This is a genomic window from Luteibacter jiangsuensis, assembly GCF_030812295.1.
Lineage (GTDB): Bacteria > Pseudomonadota > Gammaproteobacteria > Xanthomonadales > Rhodanobacteraceae > Luteibacter > Luteibacter jiangsuensis_A.
In genome coordinates this window covers 853,710-873,331 of record NZ_JAUSSK010000002.1, presented here as the reverse complement: position 1 = coordinate 873,331, position 19,622 = coordinate 853,710, and the positions used below count along the sequence as shown (strand labels likewise).

19 protein-coding genes are annotated in these 19,622 nt (G+C 67.1%); 11 read left to right on the top strand and 8 right to left on the bottom strand.

Annotated features, from left to right (window positions below; genetic code table 11):
• Positions 1–19: 19 nt before the first annotated feature.
• The 5 genes from J2T07_RS09150 (at position 20) to J2T07_RS09130 (ending at position 3,739) form a co-directional block, all read left to right on the top strand.
• Entirely contained in the window at positions 20–793 is a 774-nt protein-coding gene (locus J2T07_RS09150) for a c-type cytochrome (protein ID WP_306849169.1), read from the top strand.
• Between the two features lie 81 nt (positions 794–874).
• Positions 875–1,744, top strand: a complete 870-nt coding sequence (locus J2T07_RS09145) for a thiol:disulfide interchange protein DsbA/DsbL (RefSeq protein WP_306849165.1) — start codon at positions 875–877, stop codon at positions 1,742–1,744.
• A 30-nt stretch (positions 1,745–1,774) separates the two neighbouring features.
• Positions 1,775–2,422: a thiol:disulfide interchange protein DsbA/DsbL gene (locus J2T07_RS09140; protein ID WP_306849163.1), complete on the top strand. Its 648-nt coding sequence runs from the start codon at positions 1,775–1,777 to the stop codon at positions 2,420–2,422.
• An 82-nt stretch (positions 2,423–2,504) separates the two neighbouring features.
• A complete protein-coding gene (locus J2T07_RS09135) occupies positions 2,505–3,332 on the top strand; it encodes an endonuclease/exonuclease/phosphatase family protein (RefSeq protein ID WP_306849161.1) in 828 nt (275 codons plus the stop codon).
• Positions 3,329–3,739 (top strand): hypothetical protein, encoded by a 411-nt coding sequence (locus J2T07_RS09130; protein WP_306849159.1) that lies wholly within the window; start codon positions 3,329–3,331, stop codon positions 3,737–3,739. The genes J2T07_RS09135 and J2T07_RS09130 overlap by 4 nt, the downstream gene beginning before the upstream one ends.
• 98 nt (positions 3,740–3,837) lie before the next feature.
• On the opposite strand, the gene J2T07_RS09125 is transcribed toward J2T07_RS09130, so the two are convergent.
• Complete coding sequence (locus J2T07_RS09125; protein ID WP_306849157.1) at positions 3,838–5,490, bottom strand: glycosyl hydrolase family 17 protein; 1,653 nt, start codon at positions 5,488–5,490, stop codon at positions 3,838–3,840.
• Between the two features lie 144 nt (positions 5,491–5,634).
• Here J2T07_RS09125 and J2T07_RS09120 point away from each other — a divergent pair, with 144 nt between their 5' ends.
• Genes J2T07_RS09120 through J2T07_RS09110 form a run of 3 tightly spaced genes read left to right on the top strand, consistent with a single transcriptional unit; the run spans position 5,635 to position 9,910 of the window.
• Positions 5,635–7,737 (top strand): transglycosylase SLT domain-containing protein, encoded by a 2,103-nt coding sequence (locus tag J2T07_RS09120; protein WP_306849155.1) that lies wholly within the window; start codon positions 5,635–5,637, stop codon positions 7,735–7,737.
• Positions 7,734–8,672 (top strand): complex I NDUFA9 subunit family protein, encoded by a 939-nt coding sequence (locus tag J2T07_RS09115; RefSeq protein WP_306849154.1) that lies wholly within the window; start codon positions 7,734–7,736, stop codon positions 8,670–8,672. The genes J2T07_RS09120 and J2T07_RS09115 overlap by 4 nt, the downstream gene beginning before the upstream one ends.
• 8 nt (positions 8,673–8,680) lie before the next feature.
• Positions 8,681–9,910, top strand: coding sequence for a multifunctional CCA addition/repair protein (locus tag J2T07_RS09110; RefSeq protein ID WP_306849152.1), 1,230 nt, complete (start codon positions 8,681–8,683; stop codon positions 9,908–9,910).
• Positions 9,911–9,994: 84 nt separating this feature from the next.
• Here J2T07_RS09110 and J2T07_RS09105 read toward each other — a convergent pair whose 3' ends face one another.
• Complete coding sequence (locus J2T07_RS09105) at positions 9,995–11,188, bottom strand: class I SAM-dependent methyltransferase (protein WP_306849150.1); 1,194 nt, start codon at positions 11,186–11,188, stop codon at positions 9,995–9,997.
• A 76-nt stretch (positions 11,189–11,264) separates the two neighbouring features.
• Entirely contained in the window at positions 11,265–13,376 is a 2,112-nt protein-coding gene (locus tag J2T07_RS09100; protein WP_306849148.1) for a TonB-dependent receptor, read from the bottom strand.
• A 173-nt stretch (positions 13,377–13,549) separates the two neighbouring features.
• Here J2T07_RS09100 and J2T07_RS09095 point away from each other — a divergent pair, with 173 nt between their 5' ends.
• Positions 13,550–14,206, top strand: coding sequence for a hypothetical protein (locus J2T07_RS09095; RefSeq protein ID WP_306849146.1), 657 nt, complete (start codon positions 13,550–13,552; stop codon positions 14,204–14,206).
• A gap of 62 nt (positions 14,207–14,268) precedes the next feature.
• On the top strand, positions 14,269–15,006 hold the full coding sequence (locus J2T07_RS09090; RefSeq protein WP_306849143.1) for a pteridine reductase: 738 nt from the start codon (positions 14,269–14,271) through the stop codon (positions 15,004–15,006).
• Between the two features lie 3 nt (positions 15,007–15,009).
• Here the strand turns inward: J2T07_RS09090 and J2T07_RS09085 are convergent, their stop codons facing one another.
• The 5 genes from J2T07_RS09085 to tsaD all read right to left on the bottom strand — a co-directional run bounded on the left by J2T07_RS09085 (position 15,010) and on the right by tsaD (position 19,208).
• On the bottom strand, positions 15,010–15,864 hold the full coding sequence (locus tag J2T07_RS09085; protein ID WP_306849141.1) for a DUF6159 family protein: 855 nt from the start codon (positions 15,862–15,864) through the stop codon (positions 15,010–15,012).
• A gap of 104 nt (positions 15,865–15,968) precedes the next feature.
• Entirely contained in the window at positions 15,969–16,478 is a 510-nt protein-coding gene (gene folK, locus J2T07_RS09080; protein WP_306849139.1) for a 2-amino-4-hydroxy-6-hydroxymethyldihydropteridine diphosphokinase, read from the bottom strand.
• 1 nt (position 16,479) lies between these two features.
• Complete coding sequence (locus J2T07_RS09075) at positions 16,480–17,748, bottom strand: mechanosensitive ion channel family protein (RefSeq protein WP_306849137.1); 1,269 nt, start codon at positions 17,746–17,748, stop codon at positions 16,480–16,482.
• A complete protein-coding gene (gene folB, locus J2T07_RS09070) occupies positions 17,745–18,104 on the bottom strand; it encodes a dihydroneopterin aldolase (RefSeq protein ID WP_306849135.1) in 360 nt (119 codons plus the stop codon). The genes J2T07_RS09075 and folB overlap by 4 nt, the downstream gene beginning before the upstream one ends.
• 60 nt (positions 18,105–18,164) lie before the next feature.
• The gene (tsaD, locus tag J2T07_RS09065; protein WP_306849133.1) at positions 18,165–19,208 is read right to left on the bottom strand and encodes a tRNA (adenosine(37)-N6)-threonylcarbamoyltransferase complex transferase subunit TsaD; all 1,044 of its coding nucleotides are present in this window, start codon (positions 19,206–19,208) and stop codon (positions 18,165–18,167) included.
• A gap of 65 nt (positions 19,209–19,273) precedes the next feature.
• Between tsaD and rpsU the strand changes: the two genes are divergently transcribed.
• Entirely contained in the window at positions 19,274–19,489 is a 216-nt protein-coding gene (rpsU, locus tag J2T07_RS09060) for a 30S ribosomal protein S21 (RefSeq protein WP_029213735.1), read from the top strand.
• Positions 19,490–19,622 lie beyond the last annotated feature (133 nt).

Here is a 19,622-nt window from a genome sequence, read left to right as displayed (position 1 = left end):
GTTCCCCTTGGAGAGACTTATGAAGTTTCGGCACGCCGCCGCTGCCATCACCGCGTTGCTCGTCATGCATGCAGCCGCGGGCCAGACCGCAACTCCCGCCAAGCCGGCGAGCGCACCGGCTCCGGCCGCCACGACCGCCGCCAATCCGGCCACCGATCCAGCCACTCCGGGCATGCCGACAGCCGAAACGTCCACCGCCGCGCTGAAGCCGGGCGATGCCACGGCCGGCCAGGGCAAGGCCGCCGCCTGCGGTGCCTGCCACGGCATCGACGGTAATTCCACCGATCCGCAGTACCCGCGCCTCGCCGGCCAGAACGAGCAGTACATCGCCGCGCAGCTGGCGGACTTCAAGTCGGGCAAGCGCATGAATCCGATCATGGTCGGCTTCGCCCAACCCCTGTCCGAGCAGGACATGCACGACATCGGCGCCTACTTCGCCGGCAAGGCGTCCCTGCCCGGCGTGGCCGACCAGGCGCTGGTCGAACAGGGCCAGACGCTCTACCGCCAGGGCGATGTCGACCGCGGCATCCCTGCCTGCATGGCGTGCCACGGCCCCGACGGCCGCGGCAACCCGGGAGCGCACTATCCGCAGCTCACCAGCCAGCATGCGAAGTACGTCGAGGCGCGGCTGAAGGGTTGGCACGACGGCGGCACGCCGAACGACGGCCCGCGTACCAAGATCATGGTGTCGATCGCGCAGAAACTCGGCGACAAGGACATCGCGGCCGTGGCCAGTTATATCGAAGGCCTGCACACGAACGAACCGACGGCTGCCGCACCCGCGACGCCCTGATGGCGTTAAAGTTGGACGATCGGACGGGCCCCTTCGGGCCCGTTCCTGTTTAAGAAGGTAAGAAAAGGACCCCACATGCGTATGCGCCTTCCCCTCCTCTGCGCCGCCCTGATCGGCCTTGCCGCCTGCGGCTCGGGCAACAACGACAGCGCCACGGCACCGCCCGCCGCCTCGACCGCGGCCCCGGCGGCGACGCCGGCATCGCCGTCCACGGCGGCGGCTACGCCCGCGTCCGCGACGACGGCCGCGCCGGCCGCCAGCGGCAGCACGGCACCCGCACCCGTCACAAGCGCCGACGACGACAACCGCCCTGCCGCGAAGCCGTTCGTCGACGACGGCAAGTGGGTGGAAGGCAAGCATTACTTCCGCATCGATCCGGTCCAGCCCACCAGCACGCCCGGCAAGATCGAGGTCACCGAGGTGTTCTCGTACGGCTGCCCCGCCTGCTTCCAGTTCCACGGCGTGGTGGACGAGCTGGCCAAGAGCCTGCCCAAGGGCGCGGTCATGACCTATACCCCCGCGTCGTTCCGCCCGGACGAGAACTGGCCGCTGCTGCAGCGCGCCTACCTCACCGCGCAGGCCTTCGGCGTCGACAAGCAGAGCCACGATGCATTCTTCGACGCCGTCTTCAAGAGCGGCGAGCTCGGCATCATGGACCAGCAGTCCGGCAAGCCGAAGGCCCAGTCGGCATGGCCGACCATCGACGACGTGGCCAAGTTCTACGTCAAGTACGGCGTCAAGCCCGACGAATTCGTCGCCACGGCCAACTCCTTCACCATCAATACCAAGATGAAGCGCGCCGATGAACTGATCCGCGCCTACGAGGTCGATAGCACGCCGACGATCGTCGTCAACGGCAAGTACCGGCTGACCCCGATCACCGCTGGCGGCTATCCGCAGGCGGTCGAGCTCACCCAGTGGCTCGTCAGCAAGGAAGCCGCGGGCAAGTAACCGCGCACTCGACCCACTTCGGAGACATCCATGTTCAAGCGTCTTTCGCTCCTCTTCGTCGGCCTGGCCATGACCGCCGCCTGCAGCGCGCGCCCCGCCGACGACGCATCCACCCCGGCCTATACCGAGGGCACGCAATACGTGGCCACCGGCGCGCCGCAACGCCTCGATCCGAAGAACGGCAAGGTGGAGGTCGTCGAGGTGTTCTCGTACGGCTGCATCCATTGCGCGCATTACGAGCCGAAGGTCGAGCAATTGCAGAAGGATCTGCCCAAGGGCGTGGTGTTCCATGCCATCCCGGCGGCGTTCAACGACGCCTGGCTTCCATATGCCCAGGCCTATTACGCGGCGAAGAAGCTCAACGCGCTGCCGGCCACGCACGCCGCGCTGTTCAAGGCCATCCATGAAGAGCATTACCCACTGCGCACGCTCGACGAACTCGCCGACTGGTATGCCCAACATGGCGTGGACAAGGCGAAGTTCCTCGCCGCCGCCAACAGTGGCGAAACGCGCGACCGCATCCTCGCCGACACCAAGCTGATCCAGGCATGGGGCATCGACGGCACGCCGACCATCGTCGTGGACGGCAAGTACCGCAGCGCCCAGATCAAGGACTTCGACGAGCTCAATGGCGTCGCGACGTTCCTGGTCGACAAGGAATTGAAGGGCGGCAAGTAAGTCCTTCCCCATCGATGCCCTCCGTTCACACGGCGGGGGGCATCCTCTGGCCTCCCGGCCAGTCGAGACCCAACGCCGTATCATGACCCGCGCCACGCCGAATCCCTCCCCCGCTCCCGAGCGCACGCTGCGCCTGTTGAGCTGCAACATCCTCGCCGGCGCGAGCGTGCAGCGTTACAGCGACTATTTCACTCGCAGCGTCAACGCCGTACTGCCCGGCCGGACGAAACTGGCGAACCTGGATTCGCTGGCGGAGCTGCTCCACGAGTTCGACGTGGTGGGTCTGCAGGAAGCCGATGCCGGCAGCCTGCGTTCGGGTTTCCTCAACCAGACCCGCTACATCGCCGAAGCGGCCGGCATGCCCTACTGGAGCCATCAGCCGAACCGGCCGATGGCGCGCGTGGCGCATTCGGCCAACGGCCTGCTGAGCCGCATCGAGCCCAGCGAGGTCATCGACTATCCGCTGCCGGGCCGGATCAAGGGCCGCGGTGCGCTCTTCGTTCGCTTCGGTCATGGGCCCGATTCCCTGGTGGTGGTCATCGCGCACCTCTCGCTCGGCGCCGCGGCCCGACTGGGCCAGCTCGCCTTCATCGCCGAGTTGCTCGCGCCGTATCCGCATGCGGTGCTGATGGGCGACCTCAACACCGAGCCGGCCAGCCTCGAGATGCGCCATCTCTTCGACAAGACCGCGCTGCAACCACCCTCGGTGGCGACACCGACCTTCCCCAGCTGGAAGCCACGGCGCGCCCTGGACCACATCCTCACGTCGGCGGACATCAAGCTTGAGCGCACGTGGACCTTGCCGCGCGCCTTCTCCGACCATTTGCCGCTGGCCGCGGAGATCCGCCTGCCGATCGCCCTCGCCCAGGCGTCCGGCGCGGCATCATTGATCCATACAGGAACGCCATGAAATCCAGCCTTCGCGTCGCCCTGCCCTGGGCCGTCATCGTCGCTGTCGCCCTCGTGGCCGGGCTGCTGCGCTACGGATTCATCGAGCCATCCGACATGGGGCATGCATGCGACGCCAAGGGTGGCCCGTGGTGGTGCGGGCCGCGCACGGTCATCGTGCAAGGCTTCCTCAACTACGGCTATGGCTATGCCGCCGTACTGGCGGCCCTGGTCGCGGTGTTCTGGCGAAACACCTTCACCGCCGTGCTCGCCGCCTCGCTCGGCGTCATCGCGTTGCAGTTGTATTGCTACGAGGGCGGCGCCCTCGCGCTGCTGATCGGTTCGCTACGGCTGGTGCGCGACCAGGCGGGAGCCGCCCCTGTCGGCAATGCTCCTGTGGGAGCCGATTCATCGGCGATCCCGCGGTAGCGGGGCAGCCTGAGGCAAGCACCCGTCGCCGCTGAAGCGGCTCCCACAAGGCGCGGTGGGAGCCGACCCTGTCGGCGATCCCGCGGCAACGGGCCAGGTTACGGCAAGCGTCCTTCGCCGATAGGGTCGGCGCCCACCCAGGCGATCAACACCGGCAGTGCCAGGGCGAGGTTCAACGCCAGCCATCCCCACGACACCGCGTTCGCACCGATTTCCTGTACGACCACGCTCGCACCGAGCAGTACCAGCCAGATCGCCATGAGCCGCTCTTCCACCAACGGCATGAGCGCGCGGTCGCGCGTGCGCAACAGCGCCAGCACGAAGAAGCCGATGCACGGCATCGCGAAGAGGCCGATGGGAAAATCGCGGTATCGTCCGTTGAAGACCATCAGGATGCCGTAGAGGGACAGGACGAACATCCAGAAGAAGCGTTGCGGGGTGAACTCGTCCGTCCATGCGATACCGAACCGTCGCCGCTCGACCGGCGACGGCGCGACGGCGGCCGGATTCACCGGGGCGGCAAGACGGGGCGCAATGGCACGCGCCAACGACAGGGCGGTCAGCCCTCCGGCGAGGCCGATGGCTATGCCCACCGTCCACTCCACATCGTTGCGGCACGCGAAGAGCAGCAGCCGCGCATGCGCCGCCAGCGCGGTACCGGTGGCGAAACCGGCCAGGGCCAGCGCCAACCAACCCGGAACGCCGTGCCAGCGCCGCCGGATCGAACCGGCCAGCAGGAACAGCAAGGCGCCCGCGCCGCCCGCGGCGATCGCCCAGGTCCAGCGCGGCTCCTCCACGACGGGTCCCTGCATCGCGAATTTCGGCCGGGCCTGCGTGTCGAAGATGCCCCAGAAGCCGCCGACCGTGCCTTCCAGGTCGCGTTTCCATGGCTGGTCGAAGGCCTCGATCACGTTGTAGGGCATGTCGACGGTGGCGGCGTAGTTGAGGAATTCGCGCACGTAGCGCGCCTCGTTGACGAGACTCGCGCTGGCGTCGCGCCGCGAGCGGCCCTGGCTGGGCCAGCCGGTTTCGCCGATCATGATCTGCTTGCCCGGAAACTCCGCCTTCATCTTCTGGTAGACGTCGGCCACATGCTGGACGGCCTTTTCCGGCGCCACCGGCTCGTCTTCCCAGTACGGAAGGATGTGGATCGTGATGTAGTCGGTGACCTTGGCCAAAGCCGGATGCTTCTGCCAGAACTCCCAGACATCGGCATAGGTGACGGGCACGTCGGTCGCCGCGTTCACCCGCTCGATATAGGCCGCCAGCGCGTGCTCGGACAGTTCGTTGCGCAGGAGCACCTCGTTGCCCACCACGATGCCACGCAAGGTGTCGTGGTCGCGACTCGCCGCCGCCAGGCCCAATTCGATCTCCCGCTCGTTGGCGGCGGGATCGCGACCGAGCCAGATGCCCATCAGCACTTTCATACCGTAGCGCCCGGCGATATCCGGCACCGCGCCCAGGCCCTGGCTCATCGAATACGTACGGACGCAATCGAAACGCGTGGACAAGGCCTTGAGATCGGCGTCGATCCGCTCCGGAGGGACGAAGGCGTACGGGTCGAACGGCGTCTCCCCTTCGAGGCGGAACGGTGCATACGACACGCAGGCGATGCGGGCCGTGGGCGAATCCGGCAGGTTCACCGGGCGCCCGAGCGACCACCAATAAGCCGCGCCGAACACGGCGGCGAGGACGAGGACGATCCAAGCGAGCGGTCGCGCGAACCGCGCGTAGGAAGTGTGTGGCGGCATGCCGTTCCAGATCGAAAGCGAAAGTTAGCGACACAAGCTTAACGGCCCGCAGGCGGGAGAGCGATTCCCCCGTTCAGGATGTTCATCCGGCCTGCGCGCGTCGTTCCCCTACAATCATGCGGTATGTACCCGTGAAGGAATCCCATGGTCCCCGCCCCGGCATCGCGACGCGCCGCCCGTTCCCTCCGCCTGCTGGCAGGGGTCGTCCTCGCCATCTGCGGCGCCGCCGCCACGTTCACCGCATCGGCGGAGGGCACGGAAGCCCAGCGCCTTCGTTTCCGCCAGGCCTACGCCGTGGCCCAGCAAGGTGGCGACGCGTGGAAGGCGCAGGCAGCCGGACTGGAGGGCTATGTGCTCTTTCCTTATCTGGAAGCGGCGGCCCTGGAGCACGATCTGCGCACGTTGGATCGCGCGCGCGTGGACGCCTATCTGGCCCGTTACCCGGGTCTCATTCCCGCCGCCGACCTGCGTCGCGATTTCCTGGGTGAACTTGCACGGCGCAAGGACTGGACCACCTTCAGCGCGATGTATCAGCCCGGCCTGGGCGACTCGTTGAGTTGTTTCGCATTGCAGGCGAAGCTCGCGCGCAACGAGCCGCTGGTGTTCGACCGCGATCTCGCCGACCTGTGGAAAAAGGCCAGCCTGCCGAACGCCTGCGATCCCGTGATCGCCGCCGCGCACGACCAGGGCCTGCTGACGCCCGAGCGTCTGTGGACGCGTATCCAGACGGCCGCGGAGGCAGGCAAGGGCGGCACGGTGGCCTCGCTGGCGCCCTGGTTGCCGCCCGAGGACGCGATCGCCGCGCAGCGCATCGCCCAGGCGCTCAACGACCCCGCCAGCGCATTGCGTACCGCGTCCACCTGGCCCGACACGCCACGCCATCGCCAGGCCGTGACGCTGGCCTTGCAACGCATGGCGCGCAAGCAGTCCACCGTGGCCGATGCGGCCTGGTCCACGCTGTCACCACGTTTCTCCCTGAGCGAGCAGCAGAAGGGCGCGATCGAGAACGCATTGGCGCTGTTCCACGCCACCGACTTCGACGAGTCCGCGCTCGAGCGCCTCGCTACCTTGCCGCCCGGCGCGCAAACCGACGCCGCACGCGAGTGGCGCGTGCGGGTCGCCCTTGCGCGGCAGGATTGGAAATCCGCCCTGGCGGCCCTCGACGCGCTCGGCGAGTCGCAGAAAGACGATGGCGAGTGGCGCTATTTCCGCGCGCTCGTGCTGGAAAAGCTGGGGCGCAAGGGCGAGGCTCAACCGATCTATCGCTCCGTGGCGCAGGAAGCCACCTATTTCGGCTTCCTCGCCGCCGACCGGATCGACACCGCCTATGCGATCTGCCCTTCGAGCATGGCCACCGACGAAGCACGGGAAGCCGCGTTGCTGGCCGACCCGGGCCTCGACCGCGCGTTCGAGCTTTACGCCGTGGGACTGCAGAAGCTCGGCCGCCGTGAATGGACCGCCGCACTCGCCGGTCGCGACGCGGACACGCAGCGATTGGCTGCCGACCTGGCGTTCCGCAAGGGCTGGTACGACCGTGCGGTATTCGGCCTCTCGTCCGGCGACGCCTTGCGTCTCTACGAACAGCGCTTCCCGCTGGCGCGCCAGGATGGCGTCGTGGAACAGGCCAGCCAGGCCGGCATCGAGGCGCCCTGGGCCTATGCGATCATCCGCGCGGAAAGCGCATGGATGAGCGACGCCCGTTCCGGCGCCGACGCGCGCGGCCTCATGCAACTGCTGCCGGGCACGGCGGCGCTGGTCGCCAAGCGTAACGGCCTGTCGTGGTCCGGTGGCGACAGCCTCTACGAACCCACGACCAATATCGTGCTCGGAACCCGCTACCTCGCGCAAATGGCGGCTCGCTACAGCGGCGCACCCTGGCTCGCCAGCGCGGCGTACAACGCCGGGCCGAACAAGGTCGACCAGTGGGTGGAAGCACGCGGCACGCTCGATCCCGACCTGTTCGTCGCCAGCATTCCGTACAAGGAAACGCGGGAATACGTCGCGCGCGTGATGGCTTTCGCCGTGATCTACGACTGGCGCCTCAACGGCAACGCCTTGTCCATCGGCTCGCGCATGACCCGCCTCGGGAATACGTACTCGCTGCCTTCGCCGGGCGCGGTGCGCAAGCCGGTGGCCTGTCCCGCGCCCGCCGTGGCGAAGGCCGCGCCACCGACGGCACCCGCCGTCATGGAGCCCGCTCCCGCCGAGGCATCGTCGGCACCCGCGCCACAGGAGCCACAGCGGTGAAAACCCAGCGCATCGTCATCCTCGGCGGCACCGGCTTCGTCGGAGGCAGCCTCGTTCCGCGCCTCGCCGCCGATGGGCACGAGTTGCTGCTGCTCTCGCGCAATCGCGAAGGCCGCCGCCATAGTGCCGTGGGCCGTAACGTCAAGGTGACCAGCGCCGACATCTACGATTCGCCCACCCTGCGCCGGCATATCGCGGGCGCGGATGCCGTGATCCACCTCGTCGGGATCCTCAACGAGAGCGGCAGGGACACCTTCGCGCGCGTCTATCCGGAGCTGACCCGGCTCGTGGTCGACGCCTGCAAGGACACCGGCGTACATCGCCTGCACCTGATGAGTTCGCTCAAGGCGGGACAGGGTCACTCTGGATACCTCCGCGCGCGCGGCGAGGCGGAAGCGCTGGTGAAGGCTTCGACGCTCGACTGGACCATCTATGAACCGAGCACGATCTTCGGTCCCGGCGATGGCCTCGTCAGCCGCTTCGACCAGCTGCTACGCATGACCCCGGTGGTGCCGCTGCCCCGGCCGCAGGCAAGGATGGCGCCCGTCTACGTCGGCGACGTGGCCGAGGCCATTGCACGCGCCGTCGCCGATCCCTCGTCGGTGTTGCGCACCTATGAACTCTACGGCCCGGAAACCTGGACGCTCATCGACATCGTGCGGGCGATCCGCGACGCCCGTGGCCGGCACCGCGCCGTGCTGCCGATGCCCGACGCGCTGGGACGCCTGCAGGCATGCGTGGCCCAGTTCATGCCGGGCAAGCCATTCACGCCGGACAACTTCCGCTCGCTGCTCACCGATTCGGTCGGCCAGGTCGATGGCCTGGCGCAACTGGGCATCGATCCACAGCGTTTCTCCGCGTGGCTGCCACGCCTGCTCGGCCCCTCGGTGCGCCAGCGCCGGCTGGACGAGGCACGCAGCCGGCGCCGCCCTTGAAAGGACGTATGGACATCTATCTGGTCGGCGGTGCCGTACGCGACGAATTACTCGGTCGACCCGTGGTCGACCGCGACTGGGTGGTGGTGGGCGCGACGCCCGAGGAGATGCTCGCTGCCGGCTACAAGGCCGTGGGCAAGGATTTCCCCGTATTCCTGCATGGGGAAACCAAGGAGGAATACGCCCTGGCCCGCACGGAACGGAAGACCGGCCGCGGCTACCATGGCTTCGCCTTCCACGCGGACCCGTCGGTGACCGTCGAGCAGGATCTCGAACGCCGCGACCTCACGATCAACGCCATCGCCCGCCACCAGGACGGTTCGCTCGTGGACCCGTTCGGCGGCGTCCACGACATCCACACGCGCACGCTCCGCCATGTCTCCGAGGCCTTCGCGGAAGATCCCGTGCGCTTGTTGCGCGTGGCGCGTTTCGCGGCCCGCTATGCTCCCCTGGGCTTCACCGTGGCGGGAGAAACCATGGCGTTGATGCGGCGCATGGTGGAGGACGGGGAAGTCGATCACCTGGTACCGGAACGCGTGTGGGCCGAGACGCGGAAAGCGCTCGCCGAACCGGCCCCATCCGCCTTCCTTCGCGTGTTGCGCGACAGTGGCGCGTTGCGCGTGCTGTTCCCCGAGGTGGATGCCCTCTACGGCGTGCCGCAGCGGCCGGAATTCCATCCGGAGGTCGATACCGGCATCCATGTGGAATTGGTGCTCGATGCCGCCGCGAGGCTCGCTCCTGGCGACGCGCTGGTCGGCTGGTGCGCACTCACGCACGACCTGGGCAAGGCGCTCACGCCTGCCGACGTGCTGCCGCGCCACATCATGCACGAACAACGTGGCGTCGAGCCGGTGCGCGCGATGTCGGCGAGATTGAAGGTGCCTGCGGAGTACGCGTTCATGGCGGAGGTGGTGTGCAAGCACCATCTCAACGCGCACATGGCGCTGGAACTGAAGCCGGCGACGATCCTTCGCCTGCTGGACACGCTGGGGGCCTTGCGCCGTCCTGAACGCCTGGAGACCTTCCTGCTGGCGTGCATGGCCGACAAGCGTGGCCGGCTGGGAAGCGAGGAAGCCGCGTATCCGCAGGCCGATTTCCTGCGCGCCTGCCGCGAGGCCGCGGCGGCGGTCACATCGCAGCCGTTCGTCGAACAGGGGCTGCAAGGACCGGCGATCGGCGAGGCGATGAAGAAGGCGCAGGCGCGGGCGATCGCGGGCGTACCGCGTTCCGCTCCGTAGCTATCGCCGACAAGGTCGGCTCCCACAAAAGCCGGCTACGCATCGACCGGGTGGGAGCCGACTTGTCGTAGCTATCGCGAAAACCTACAACCGCGCCCCCTGGTCGGCCGCCATCACCTCGGCCGGCAGCGCGGCTGGATCGAGATCCTTGGCGAACAGCATGGCCTGGAAGCGCTCGCCCATCTGGTCGGGCATGGTGAGCTTCTTCACCTCCTGCGCGAGGCGGTAGCGTGCCGCCTCGTCGGTAAGCGCGAGGTAGTCGTTCTCGAAGAACTCCTGCATTCCCGCCGCGAGCAGGAATCGTGCCTGTGGCATGTACGCCGCAACGCCGAATCCCGCGCTGTTGCCCGCTTCGGCAAGGGCGGTGAAATCCACCGACGCGGTGAGGTCTTGCAATCCCGGCATGAAGAACGCATCGCCATGCACACGATGACGGTAGAAGGCGCGCAAGGTCCCGTCCGTGCGTTCGGGCTGGTAGAACTCGCCGCGGGTATACCCGTAGTCGGCGAACAACATCGCGCCGCGACGCAGGCTACCCGCCACCGCCTGCACCCAATAGGGCAGTTGCGGCAGGATCTCGCTGCGGTATCCGGCTTCGAACTCACGGCCGAGATCACGCTCCACGTGGCGCACGGCGCCACCCACCAGCGCATCGGCGGGGCGATCGTTACGCACGAAGCGGCCCTCGCCATCGAGGACGACATGTTCTTCGTAGATCTCGCCATCGCGGGCCGTGAAGCGCGTGGTCGGCAGCGCGTCGATCACCTCGTTGGCGAAGAGCACGCCTTCCCACTCGGCCTCCGGCGGGCCGTCGAGCCATTCCACGCGCGCAGACAGGGCGGCGGGAAGCGCGGCATGAAGACGTTCACGCTGGCGCTCGCGCAGGTCGGCGCTCGGCTCGAGGATCATGTAGCGCCGTGGCACGCACCCGGCCGCGTCGAGGGCCAGCAAGGCCGCTTCCGCGAAGGCGCCGCTGCCACCGCCGAGTTCGAGGAACCCCGCGTCCGGTCCGACCGAACCGAGTACCGGTTCGAATGCACGCACGACACAACGGGCGAACAGCGTGCCCAGTTCCGGTGCCGTGACGAAGTCACCCTCGGCACCGAACTTGGCCTTGCCCGCGCTGTAGTAGCCCAGCCCGGGGGCATACAGGCAGCGCTCCATGAAGCGCGAGAAAGGCATGGGGCCGTGCGAGGCGATCTCCTCGCGCAACAGGGACGCGAGGTGATCGGAATGGGCGCGCTCGTCGGCGCCTGGTGCGGGGAGGTTGACGTTCATGCCATGCGTATTCGTAGACGAATGCGCAGGATAACGGAAGCCCCACCCAGGCGGCGTCAAGCGACGGACCGGGGCCTCAGAAATCCTGCTGCAACGACAGGAACAGGCCCCGGCGCGGACCGAACTGGGGCGCGCCCACGCCGATACCCGAACCATCGCGGATCTCGTAAGTGCGATCCAGCGCGTTCACCAGTGCCAGCTGCGCATGTGTGGCACCGGCCGGAGTGAGGTGGAAATCCCTCGACACGCTCAGGTTGAGCTGGAAGTACCCCGGCAGGGTGTCGCCGTTGGGCACGATGCCGTCGCTACGCAGGCCGGAGCCGAACAGGTAGTCCGCGCCGATCCGCGTCGAGTCCGCGAAGGCGTAGCTGATGCCACCCGACGAGGTGTACTTCTGGTCGTGGTCGAGATGGATGAAGTGATCCTGGATGTAGGCCAGGTCATCCGGGCTGAAGTTGTACTGGCCGGTGATGATCCGCTTGCCGACCGATCGGTTGTACGCGAAGTTGAAGTACGCGGTGAGCGCGCCGCCGTCGTAGTTGATCGTGAGCTCGTCACCCTTGACCTTGCCCTGGTCGTAGTTGAACGTGGAATAGACCAGCGCGGTGCCGAACTGCCCCTCATCCTGGATGCGCTGCACGTGGCGCGAGTAGCTGTCGAGGCCCACGGTCCACGCATCGCCCAGCTTCTGCGAGATGCCGATGTCGTAGTAACTGGAGCGCTCGGCCAGCGGCGTGTCGTTGCCGTTGTCCGGCAGCGCATTGGTGGTACCGGCGAACTTCGCGATCGAGGTGGGGCTGATCATCTCCGACGCCGGCGGCGTGAAGTAACGCGAGAAGCCCGCGTGGATGGTGGTGCTGTCGGTGGGCTGGTACACCACGCCGACGCGCGGGCTCAGCTGGCTTTCCGTGCGGAAGGCGTCGTAGCGATCCGCACGGACGCCGTAGTTCACCGTCCACTTCTCGCCGATGCTCCACTCGTCCTGCAGGTACAGGGCGTAGGTGCGGGCGATGATGCGGCTGGCGTCGACGATGTTCAGCGGCGTGGTGGAGGTCTGGTTGCCGTCCGCATCGGCCGGGAACACGAGCGCGTCATTGGTGGCGTTCGCCCTTTCGAACGAACCGTAGATGCCATAGCGTAAGGTGTGGCTGTCCCCCAGCGGCGTGGAGAAGTCCGCCTGGAGCGTGCTCGCGCGGTTCGCCCGGCTGACATCGGAAGCGACACCGTTGAACATGAGGTCGCCAATGTCGTCCGGGGTGAAGTCCAGGCTGCTGTACCGCTGTCCCGCCGAGACCTGGTAGGCGGTTTCTCCCAGCTTGCCCTGCAGGCTCAATACGCCGAAGCGCGTCTTTTCCTTCTGGCGCTCGTTGAGTTGCGCCGAATCGAAATTGGTGACATCGAGGTAACCGAATTGCGGCGTCTGGCCCGGGTTGTTCGGAATCTCGAAGCGGTTGTTGGTGGCGCCGAACAGGAAGCTGAGGCGCGTGTCGTTGTCGATCAGGTAGGAGATGTCGCCGAACGCCTTCACCTGATTGGTGTGGTCGTGGATCGGCTTGCGGCTGGCGGTCGGGTTCTCGATACCGATGTCGTTTTCGAGATAGTTCGCGGTGAGGAACCAGCTCCAGGCGCCGCTGCGGCCGAACAGGGTCGCGTTCGGGTTCAGCGTGCCGAACTGGCCGCCGGTGATGCCGACGCTGCCGCCCACACCGTCTTCCTTGGGTGAACGCGTGGTGATGTCGACGATGGCCGCGGTCCGCTCGCCGTACTGCGCGGGCAAGGCGCCGGTGAGCAGCTTCACGTTCTGGATCATGCGCGCGTCGAGGGTCTGGCCGAAGCCGCCGATGCTTTCCGGAATGAGTACGCCGTCGATGCGGTACTGCAGGTTCGCGTGGTCGCCGCGCACGTGCAACTGGCCGTAGGAATCCTGGACCACGCCCGGCGCCTGGAGGATCACCTGGTTCAACGGCGTCGAATCGCCCAGCGGCAGGGCCTGGATGGTCTGCCGGTCCATGACGTACTGGCTGCTGCCCGTGTCGGGCGACAGGCTGTTCCGCGCTTCGTCCAACCGGGCGGTCACGTCCACCTCGCCAAGGTCCGTGGCCTTCGGCGGCGGCCGGTCGTCGGCCGCGAAAACGGGTGCGGCGGACAGGGCGAGGGCGATGCAAAGCGCGAGGCGAGCAGGGGTCATCGTGGATTCTTCCAAGGATCGAAATGTTATAACGTATCTTCTTGCGGACACGCCAAGGGGGAATTGGGCGAGGCGACTGTGCCGGGCGTAGCTTTCCGCCAGCTTTCACGGCGCTTCATGATCGACTCACGCCGTCGCGGCGACCATGCCCGTCCTGACCCGTGGAGAGACCGATGGCGAAACGAGACACCCCATCGACATCGAAGGAAATCGTCGCGACGAGCGCCGGACGCGCCGACAACCCCGTCGCCAAGGCCATCCTGGAGTTCGTCAGCCGAATTCCCGATAGCGACGTCTCCCCCGCCAGCAAGGGCTCGGCGGAGGAAGAAGCGCGCCGCCTGGCCAGCGCGGCCGCCAACAAGGCCGCCGTGACGGCCGGGTCGCTGGCCTTGCCACCAGGCCCGCTGGGGTGGCTGACCGTGCTGCCGGAGCTTGTCGCGATCTGGCGCATCCAGGGCCAACTGGTCAGCGACATCGCCGCCGCCTACGGCAAGACCGCTCGGCTCGGGCGGGAACAGATGCTCTGGTGCCTGTTCCGCCATACAGCCGCGCAGGCTTTTCGCGACGTGGCCATCCGCGTCGGCGACCGTCTGGTCTTCCGCACCGCCGCCACGGGGGTGTTGCAACGGCTGGCCGGGCGCATCGGCGTCAGTGTCTCCAAGCGCACCGTGAGCAAGGGCATCTCCCGCTGGTTGCCTATCGTCGGTGCGCTGGGTGTGGGCGCCTATGCCTATTACGACACGGGACAGGTCGCCCGGACGGCGATCGAACTGTTCAGCGGCGAGGTGCATGTCGAGGAAGACGGGCACGCTTCGGAAGCGGACGCGTAAATGCCCGGTGACGTGAGCGCCGGTTTGCGGCAAGCTCGCGGGCGCATCAACAGGGAGTCGCGATGAACAAGCAGCCGGTCGTCCTCGTCACCGGAGGCGCGCGCCGCGTCGGCGCCGCCATCGTCCGGTGCCTGCACGCCGCGGGCTGTGTCGTGGCGATCCACTACCGGCACTCGGCTGGCGAAGCCGATGCGCTGGCGGATGAGCTCAACGTCGCCCGCGCGGGCAGCGCGGCCACGTTCGCCGCCGCGCTGGAAGACGACACCGCCTTGCCGGCCCTCGTCGGCTCCGTGGTCGAGCGCTTCGGCCGCCTCGACGGGCTGGTCAACAACGCTTCCGCCTTCTATCCGACCCCGGTCGGCGCGACCACCTCCACGCAATGGGACGACCTGTTCGCCGCCAATGCGCGGGCGCCCTTCTTCCTCGCACAGGCGGCCATGCCGGCATTGCGCGAGGCGAAGGGAGCGATCGTGAACATCGTCGACATCTACGCCGAGCGCCCGCTCGCGGGGCATGCCGTGTACTCGATGGCGAAAGCCTCGCTGGCGATGCTCACCTTCGCCCTGGCGAAGGATCTCGCACCCGATATCCGTGTCAACGCGGTCGCCCCCGGCGCCATCCTGTGGCCCGAGTCCGGCAAACCGGAAGAAGCCGCCGAGACACTCATCGCGAAGACGCCACTCGCACGCAAGGGCGAGCCGGCGGACGTGGCCGAGGCCGTCCGCTGGCTGCTGCTCGACGCACGCTACACGACCGGGCAGGTCGTGCGCGTGGATGGTGGGCGGGCGCTGACGATCTGAACGTCAGTTCTTTTGGCGGAACGCCGATTCGAGCAGCGCGCGGTCGAAGCCCTGGCCCGGATCGCCTTCCTGCGTGTAGCGGTACAAGGCCGCGGAGTACACGCCATGCATCGCCGTCTGGAACAGGCTGAGCGCCACCAGGCCGACGACGGCGATCACGCCCACCGCGACCATCAATGCCACCGACTGTGTACTGGCCGCGGCGAAGAACAGGATGCCGCTGACGAAGACCAGGCAGAAGGTGAGGATGCCGCCGGCCACGCCGATGCCGGCGTTGCCGATCAGGTTCTCGCCCCAGGTCTGCTTCAGCGCGCCGGCGCTGCGCTTCACCGCGTCGACGGGGCCGACATCCTGCGCGGCGAGCACGGGCACGACGAGGAAGGTGGCCACCGTCCAACCGAAGCCGATCAGGCCGACCACGAGACGGCCGATGAAGCCGAGGCGTTCCTGCAACGCGCGAAGGATCATGCCCACCGTCGCGGCGATCAGGGCGTAGCCGAGGATGTTCGGCAGTTTGCCCATCGCCGTGCGAATGCCGTCGCCCAGGGTCGGGTTGCCGCCGTCCAGGCGGATCAGCGCGGCCGAGGCCAGCGCCACGTTGAAGAAGATGACCACGGTGTACTGAACGAAGTAGAAGAGGAAGCTCACCAGCATGAACATCGGCGAGACGTGCTGGCGCTGGCCTTCGAACTCCGCCTGGTGGTGCGACACCAGGGTGAATACCGGCCAGGCGAACGTGGCGATCACCACGAGCGAGGCCAGTCCCGCGAGCAGCGGGAAGAGCATCAATTCCTTGTCTTGCCGAAGGATGTTGGCGCTGGCTTTCATCAGCGCCCAACTGCGTGCGAACTTACCCATTTCCTTGTTTCCCCTTGGTCCGATGTGGACGCGTTGTAGCATCTTGCGGGAGTGGTCGCCAGCGCAACCCGGTAAGAGCCCGTCCCCAAACGAAAGAACGCTTCTTAGTTGAGCCCGGCCACGGCGCGGGTGCAGGTTTCATCCACCACCAGCGGCTCGCTCTCCTGTGGGAAGGCCGCCCACAAGTCCGCCATCGTCCGGCCGCTCACCGGGTGACGCAGCGTTGGCGCGATATCGGCCATGGGCTTCAGCACGAAGGCGTGACGCAACTCACCGCGGGGGATTTCCAGGTGCCCTTCCCCGCTCAGCACGAGGTCGTCGTAGAGCACGATGTCGACGTCGAGGGTACGGCTCGCGTAACGCCCACCGCCACGGACGCGTCCGTGGCGGTCTTCCAGCGCGTGCAGCCAGTCGTTGAGGTCGTCGGGACCGAGATCGCTGTCGAGGGCCACGGCGAGGTTGAGGAAGTCAGGTCCGTCGAAGCCGACCGCCGCGCTGCGGTAAACCGGCGAAACCTCGAGCGTGCCGAAGCGGTTCCGCAATTCCGCCACCGCCAGCCCGAGCCAGCGTTCCGCGTCGATATTGGAGCCCAGGCTGAGATAGGCGCGGCCCATGTCAGCTCCCGCCCGGGGATGCATCACGCCGCGTGGCGAAGCCTTCGCGCACGTCGCCCCCCGACGGCTGCTGGAAGGGACGCAGCCCGAACGCGGGAAGAATGGCGATGAGGTGATCGAAGATATCGGCCTGGATGCGTTCGTAGTCGAGCCAGACCACGGTATTGGTAAAGCAGTAGATCTCCAGTGGAATGCCCTGGGCACCCGGGTCGCGCATGCGAACCATGCGGGTCATGTCGTCGTGCACGTCCGGGAGAGCCGCGAGATAAGCCTCCGCGTAGGCCCGAAAAGCTCCGATATTCGTTTGCCGGCGGCGATTCACCGCCAGCTTCGCCGGTTCGCCCAGTGCTTCGTTCCAGCGCCGGATGTCCTCGCGCTTGCGTTCGAGGTAGGCGGTGAGCAGATGGACCTTGCCGAAACGCTCGATCTCGTCGTCCTCCAGGAAGCGCACGCAGGCGGCGTCCACGAACAACTCGCGCTTGATCCGGCGGCCGCCGGACTCCGACATGCCACGCCAGTTCTGGAACGATTCGGAGATCAATCTCCAGGTAGGCACGGTCACGATGGTGCGGTCGAAATTGCGCACCTTGACCGTATGCAGCGTGATATCGATGACGTCGCCATCGACGCCCGTGGACGGCATGGTGATCCAGTCACCCACGCGCAGCATGTCGTTGGTGCTCAACTGGATACCCGCGACAAAACCGAGGATGGTGTCCTTGAACACGAGCAACAGCACCGCCGACATCGCACCGATGCCCGATAGCAGGAGGCCGATGCTCTGGTGGGTGAGCTTGGTGATCACCAGCACCACGGCGACGATCCACAACGCCAGCTGCAGCAGCTGCACCACCCCCTTGATGGAGCGCTTGCCCGCCGGCGTCGCGCTGTAGAGCGACTCGAAGGCGAGCAACGACTGCGCCATCGCCGCGATGAAGCAGACGATCATCCAGCAGACCGCGAGGTTGCGCACGAATACGCCCAGGCCGTCGTCGTCCACGCGCAGCAACAAGGCGACGCCGTAGTAGACGACGATGGCCGGCAGCGTGCGCGCCAGCCAGCGGAACGCTCCGTACTCGTACAGTGCGTCGTCCCAGCGCCAATGGGTGTGCCGCGTGGCGACACGCACCACGCGATGCAGGAAAAGGCGGCCGAGCAGGCCGACGAGCCAGGCGATCACCAGGAGGCCAGCGACCAACACCAACCGCCGCAGTTCGGGCGAGGTTATGGCGCCTTCCAACAGCGTCAGCGCTTCCTTCGGATCGATCATTCCGGACGCGTGCCGCGTTCGATGCGAACGCCGACCGCGCGGGCCCCGCGCACCGCGCCGGGCTTCGAAAGCTTCAGGCGTACCCAGGTCACGCCGAATTCCTCGCGCACGATCTCCGCGCAGCGCTCGGCGAGCGTCTCGACCAGGCCGAAGCTCGAGGCCTCCACGTAAGCCTGGAGACGCTTGGAGATCGACTTGTAGTTGAGCGTGTCGGCGATGTCGTCACTGGCGGCCGGCCGGCGATTGTCGAAGGCCATCTCGAGATCGAACGACAGGGTCTGCCGAATGCGGCGTTCCCAGTCATAGATGCCAATGACCGCGTCGATGCGCAGGTCTTCGATGAAGACGATATCCATGGAGTCAGGTGCTGCGAAGGGCCTTACAGGGTCCGCGAGGAGGGGCTATTTCGCAAGCGCTCAAGCCGCGGGCGGCAACGTTTCCAGACTCCAGCGCGGATACACCTGGATCGTTTCGTCCTGGTGCTGGCCGGCGGCCAGCCGGATAGCCCCGGCCAGGGCGATCATCGCGCCGTTGTCGGTGCAGAACGCCAGGCGCGGGAAATACACCCGGAAGCCGTCCGCCCCGGCGGCTTGCGCCAGCTGTTCGCGCAGCCGCTTGTTCGCGCCCACGCCGCCGGCGATCACCAGCCGCTTCGCCCCGGTGGCCTCCAGCGCACGCCGGCACTTGATGGCCAGGGTGTCGACGATCGCCTCCTCGAAACCGCGGGCGATGTCGGCACGGGTCTGATCGGTCTTGTCCGACCCCTGCCAGGCCAACAGCACCTGGGTCTTCAGGCCGGAAAAACTGAAATCCAGTCCCGGCCGGTCGACCATCGGGCGCGAGAAACGAAAGCGTCCCGGCGTGCCCTCTTCGGCCAGCTTCGCCAGCGCCGGGCCGCCCGGGTAGGGCAGGCCCATGAGCTTGGCCGTCTTGTCGAAGGCCTCGCCCGCGGCGTCGTCGAGGGTGTCGCCGAGGATCCGGTACTCGCCGATCGCCTTGACCTCCACAAGCATCGAGTGGCCGCCCGAGACCAGCAAGGCGACGAAGGGCGGTTCCGGCGGATCGTCCTCGAGCAGCGGCGCGAGCAGATGGCCTTCCATGTGATGCACCCCGATGGCGGGCACGCCCAGCGCCCAGGCCATGGCGCGGGCGGCCGAGGCACCGACGAGGAGGGCACCGACCAACCCCGGTCCGGCCGTATAGGCGACGCCGCCCAGGTCCGCCGGGGTCATGCCGGCGTCCTTAAGGGCCTCCCTGACCAGGGGCAGCAGCTTGCGCACATGGTCACGGCTGGCCAGTTCAGGCACCACGCCGCCGTACTCGGCATGCAGGGCGATCTGGCTGAAGAGCGCGTGGGAAAGCAGCCCCCGGCCAGGCTTCTCGGGGTCCCAGCGCAGCAGGGCCACGCCGGTCTCGTCGCAGGAGGTTTCCACGCCCAAAACGGGCTTTGAATTTTTCATCTCGATCACGTTATAATCCACGGCTCACCCGGATTCACGGGTCAGTTTAATCAAGTGGAGTTTCCATGCCGAGCGTTAAAGTCCGCGAGAACGAGCCGTTTGAGCTTGCCCTTCGCCGCTTCAAGCGTACGTGCGAGAAGGCTGGCGTGCTGGCCGAAACGCGCAAGCGCGAATTTTACGAAAAGCCGACCCAGGAGCGTAAGCGCAAGCGTGCCGCTGCTGTGAAGCGCCACCTGCGCCGTCTGTCCCGCGACACGACGCGCCGGACCCGCATGTACTGATGTACCAGCCGGTCCTCGTGGCCGGCATGGTAACGCGGTTGGCGCGTTTACGCTGCCCCCGCACTCAGGCGGAAATCCCGAGCCGGCTTTGCCGAAAGGTGAAGCCGGCTTTTCGTCGTCCCGGAGAAAAGAC

Excerpts from the sequence above, each read along its gene's own strand:
- J2T07_RS09150 (WP_306849169.1), top strand. The coding sequence starts at position 20 with ATGAAGTTTCGGCACGCCGCCGCTGCCATCACCGCGTTGCTCGTCATG.
- J2T07_RS09145 (WP_306849165.1), top strand. The coding sequence starts at position 875 with ATGCGCCTTCCCCTCCTCTGCGCCGCCCTGATCGGCCTTGCCGCCTGC.
- J2T07_RS09140 (WP_306849163.1), top strand. The coding sequence starts at position 1,775 with ATGTTCAAGCGTCTTTCGCTCCTCTTCGTCGGCCTGGCCATGACCGCC.
- J2T07_RS09135 (WP_306849161.1), top strand. The coding sequence starts at position 2,505 with ATGACCCGCGCCACGCCGAATCCCTCCCCCGCTCCCGAGCGCACGCTG.
- J2T07_RS09130 (WP_306849159.1), top strand. The coding sequence starts at position 3,329 with ATGAAATCCAGCCTTCGCGTCGCCCTGCCCTGGGCCGTCATCGTCGCT.
- J2T07_RS09125 (WP_306849157.1), bottom strand. The coding sequence starts at position 5,490 with ATGCCGCCACACACTTCCTACGCGCGGTTCGCGCGACCGCTCGCTTGG.
- J2T07_RS09120 (WP_306849155.1), top strand. The coding sequence starts at position 5,635 with ATGGTCCCCGCCCCGGCATCGCGACGCGCCGCCCGTTCCCTCCGCCTG.
- J2T07_RS09110 (WP_306849152.1), top strand. The coding sequence starts at position 8,681 with ATGGACATCTATCTGGTCGGCGGTGCCGTACGCGACGAATTACTCGGT.
- J2T07_RS09105 (WP_306849150.1), bottom strand. The coding sequence starts at position 11,188 with ATGAACGTCAACCTCCCCGCACCAGGCGCCGACGAGCGCGCCCATTCC.
- J2T07_RS09100 (WP_306849148.1), bottom strand. The coding sequence starts at position 13,376 with ATGACCCCTGCTCGCCTCGCGCTTTGCATCGCCCTCGCCCTGTCCGCC.
- J2T07_RS09095 (WP_306849146.1), top strand. The coding sequence starts at position 13,550 with ATGGCGAAACGAGACACCCCATCGACATCGAAGGAAATCGTCGCGACG.
- J2T07_RS09090 (WP_306849143.1), top strand. The coding sequence starts at position 14,269 with ATGAACAAGCAGCCGGTCGTCCTCGTCACCGGAGGCGCGCGCCGCGTC.
- J2T07_RS09085 (WP_306849141.1), bottom strand. The coding sequence starts at position 15,864 with ATGGGTAAGTTCGCACGCAGTTGGGCGCTGATGAAAGCCAGCGCCAAC.
- folK (WP_306849139.1), bottom strand. The coding sequence starts at position 16,478 with ATGGGCCGCGCCTATCTCAGCCTGGGCTCCAATATCGACGCGGAACGC.
- J2T07_RS09075 (WP_306849137.1), bottom strand. The coding sequence starts at position 17,748 with ATGATCGATCCGAAGGAAGCGCTGACGCTGTTGGAAGGCGCCATAACC.
- folB (WP_306849135.1), bottom strand. The coding sequence starts at position 18,104 with ATGGATATCGTCTTCATCGAAGACCTGCGCATCGACGCGGTCATTGGC.
- tsaD (WP_306849133.1), bottom strand. The coding sequence starts at position 19,208 with ATGAAAAATTCAAAGCCCGTTTTGGGCGTGGAAACCTCCTGCGACGAG.
- rpsU (WP_029213735.1), top strand. The coding sequence starts at position 19,274 with ATGCCGAGCGTTAAAGTCCGCGAGAACGAGCCGTTTGAGCTTGCCCTT.